Annotated in this window: 2 rRNA genes; both read left to right on the top strand. The window is 54.4% G+C overall.

The window, feature by feature from the left end:
• The first annotated feature begins 112 nt into the window (after positions 1-112).
• Positions 113-3,021: ribosomal RNA gene (locus Xbud_RS18590) — 23S ribosomal RNA — on the top strand.
• Positions 3,022-3,153: 132 nt separating this feature from the next.
• Positions 3,154-3,269, top strand: a 5S ribosomal RNA gene (gene rrf, locus Xbud_RS18585).
• Positions 3,270-3,271 lie beyond the last annotated feature (2 nt).

Genomic DNA, 3,271 nt, shown 5'->3' with positions numbered 1-3,271 from the left:
TTGCTCTTTAACAATCTGGAACAAGCTGAAAATTTGAAACAATCAGTAGCGTCGGAAGACGGTATTGATGAGTCTCTCAAAACTCCAGTCCGAAGACACCTTCGGGTTGTGAGGTTAAGCGACTAAGCGTACACGGTGGATGCCTAGGCAGTCAGAGGCGATGAAGGACGTGCTAATCTGCGAAAAGCGCCGGTAAGGTGATATGACCCGTTATAGCCGGCGATGTCCGAATGGGGAAACCCAGTGCAATCCGTTGCACTATCCTTATCTGAATTCATAGGGTAAGGAGGCGAACCGGGGGAACTGAAACATCTCAGTACCCCGAGGAAAAGAAATCAACCGAGATTCCCCCAGTAGCGGCGAGCGAACGGGGAGCAGCCCAGAGCCATCAGCGATATTCATGTCAGGAGAACGGTCTGGAAAGGCCGGCAGTAAAGGGTGACAGCCCCGTATCCGAAGGCGTGCGTATTGTGAGCTCGAAGAGTAGGGCGGGACACGTGGTATCCTGTCTGAATGTGGGGGGACCATCCTCCAAGGCTAAATACTCCTGACTGACCGATAGTGAACCAGTACCGTGAGGGAAAGGCGAAAAGAACCCCGGCGAGGGGAGTGAAAGAGAACCTGAAACCGTGTACGTACAAGCAGTGGGAGCCCTGATTTATCAGGGTGACTGCGTACCTTTTGTATAATGGGTCAGCGACTTATATTCTGTAGCAAGGTTAACCGTATAGGGGAGCCGGAGGGAAACCGAGTCTTAACTGGGCGTTAAGTTGCAGGGTATAGACCCGAAACCCGGTGAGCTAGCCATGGGCAGGTTGAAGGTTGGGTAACACTAACTGGAGGACCGAACCGACTAATGTTGAAAAATTAGCGGATGACTTGTGGCTGGGGGTGAAAGGCCAATCAAACCGGGAGATAGCTGGTTCTCCCCGAAAGCTATTTAGGTAGCGCCTCGTGAAGTCATCTCCGGGGGTAGAGCACTGTTTCGGCTAGGGGGTCATCCCGACTTACCAACCCGATGCAAACTGCGAATACCGGAGAATGTTATCACGGGAGACACACGGCGGGTGCTAACGTCCGTCGTGAAGAGGGAAACAACCCAGACCGCCAGCTAAGGTCCCCAAGTCATGGTTAAGTGGGAAACGAAGTGGGAAGGCTCAGACAGCCAGGATGTTGGCTTAGAAGCAGCCATCATTTAAAGAAAGCGTAATAGCTCACTGGTCGAGTCGGCCTGCGCGGAAGATGTAACGGGGCTAAACCATGCACCGAAGCTGCGGCAGCGACACTGCGGTGTTGCTGGGTAGGGGAGCGTTCTGTAAGCCGTCGAAGGCGGGCCGTGAGGTCTGCTGGAGGTATCAGAAGTGCGAATGCTGACATAAGTAACGATAAAGCGGGTGAAAAACCCGCTCGCCGGAAGACCAAGGGTTCCTGTCCAACGTTAATCGGGGCAGGGTGAGTCGGCCCCTAAGGCGAGGCTGAAAAGCGTAGTCGATGGGAAACAGGTTAATATTCCTGTACTCGGTGTTACTGCGAAGGGGGGACGGAGAAGGCTATGTCATCCGGGCGACGGTCGTCCCGGTTTAAGCGTGTAGGTGGGATAACCCGGCAAATCCGGTTATCCGCAACACTGAGGCGTGATGACGAGGCACCACGGTGCTGAAGTGACAGATGCCCTGCTTCCAGGAAAAGCCTCTAAGCACCAGGTAACACGGAATCGTACCCCAAACCGACACAGGTGGTCAGGTAGAGAATACTCAGGCGCTTGAGAGAACTCGGGTGAAGGAACTAGGCAAAATGGTGCCGTAACTTCGGGAGAAGGCACGCTGGCGCCAGGTGAAAAGACATGCTCTTGGAGCCGAGGCCAGCCGCAGATACCAGCTGGCTGCAACTGTTTAATAAAAACACAGCACTGTGCAAACACGAAAGTGGACGTATACGGTGTGACGCCTGCCCGGTGCTGGAAGGTTAATTGATGGGGTCATCCTCAGGGAGAAGCTCTTGATCGAAGCCCCAGTAAACGGCGGCCGTAACTATAACGGTCCTAAGGTAGCGAAATTCCTTGTCGGGTAAGTTCCGACCTGCACGAATGGCGTAATGATGGCCAGGCTGTCTCCACCCGAGACTCAGTGAAATTGAACTCGCTGTGAAGATGCAGTGTACCCGCGGCAAGACGGAAAGACCCCGTGAACCTTTACTATAGCTTGACACTGAACCTTGAGCCTTGATGTGTAGGATAGGTGGGAGGCTGTGAAGTGCGGACGCCAGTCTGCACGGAGCCATCCTTGAAATACCACCCTTGAATGTTTGATGTTCTAACGTAGGCCCGTCATCCGGGTTGCGGACAGTGTCTGGCGGGTAGTTTGACTGGGGCGGTCTCCTCCCAAAGCGTAACGGAGGAGCACGAAGGTCAGCTAATCACGGTCGGACATCGTGAGGTTAGTGCAAAGGCATAAGCTGGCTTGACTGCGAGCGTGACGGCGCGAGCAGGTACGAAAGTAGGTCTTAGTGATCCGGTGGTTCTGCATGGAAGGGCCATCGCTCAACGGATAAAAGGTACTCCGGGGATAACAGGCTGATACCGCCCAAGAGTTCATATCGACGGCGGTGTTTGGCACCTCGATGTCGGCTCATCACATCCTGGGGCTGAAGTAGGTCCCAAGGGTATGGCTGTTCGCCATTTAAAGTGGTACGCGAGCTGGGTTTAGAACGTCGTGAGACAGTTCGGTCCCTATCTGCCGTGGGCGCTGGAAGACTGAAAGGGGCTGCTCCTAGTACGAGAGGACCGGAGTGGACGCACCACTGGTGTACGGGTTGTCATGCCAATGGCACTGCCCGGTAGCTAAGTGCGGCAGAGATAACCGCTGAAAGCATCTAAGCGGGAAACTTGCCTTGAGATGAGTCTTCCCTGACTCCTGGAGAGTCCTGAAGGGCCGTCCGAGACGAGGACGTGGATAGGCTGGGTGTGTAAGCGTTGCGAGACGTTGAGCTGACCAGTACTAATGCCCCGTGCGGCTTAACCTGACAACACCGAAGGGGTTTTGTGGGTTTGAGAGACGAGAGAAAGACAGGGTTTCAGGTATATTTTCGATAGGCGCGGAAGCGGTGACGGACGAAAATAACAAGCAGCTTGTTCGGGATTGAATACAGGATTTGTCTGGCGGCAACAGCGCGGTGGTCCCACCTGACCCCATGCCGAACTCAGCAGTGAAACGCCGTAGCGCCGATGGTAGTGTGGGGTCTCCCCATGTGAGAGTAGGGCACTGCCAGACAT

It is taken from the genome of Xenorhabdus budapestensis (assembly GCF_002632465.1).
Lineage (GTDB): Bacteria > Pseudomonadota > Gammaproteobacteria > Enterobacterales > Enterobacteriaceae > Xenorhabdus > Xenorhabdus budapestensis.
Note: the sequence above shows the minus strand (reverse complement) of the source record. Positions and strands in the feature narration are given on the sequence as shown.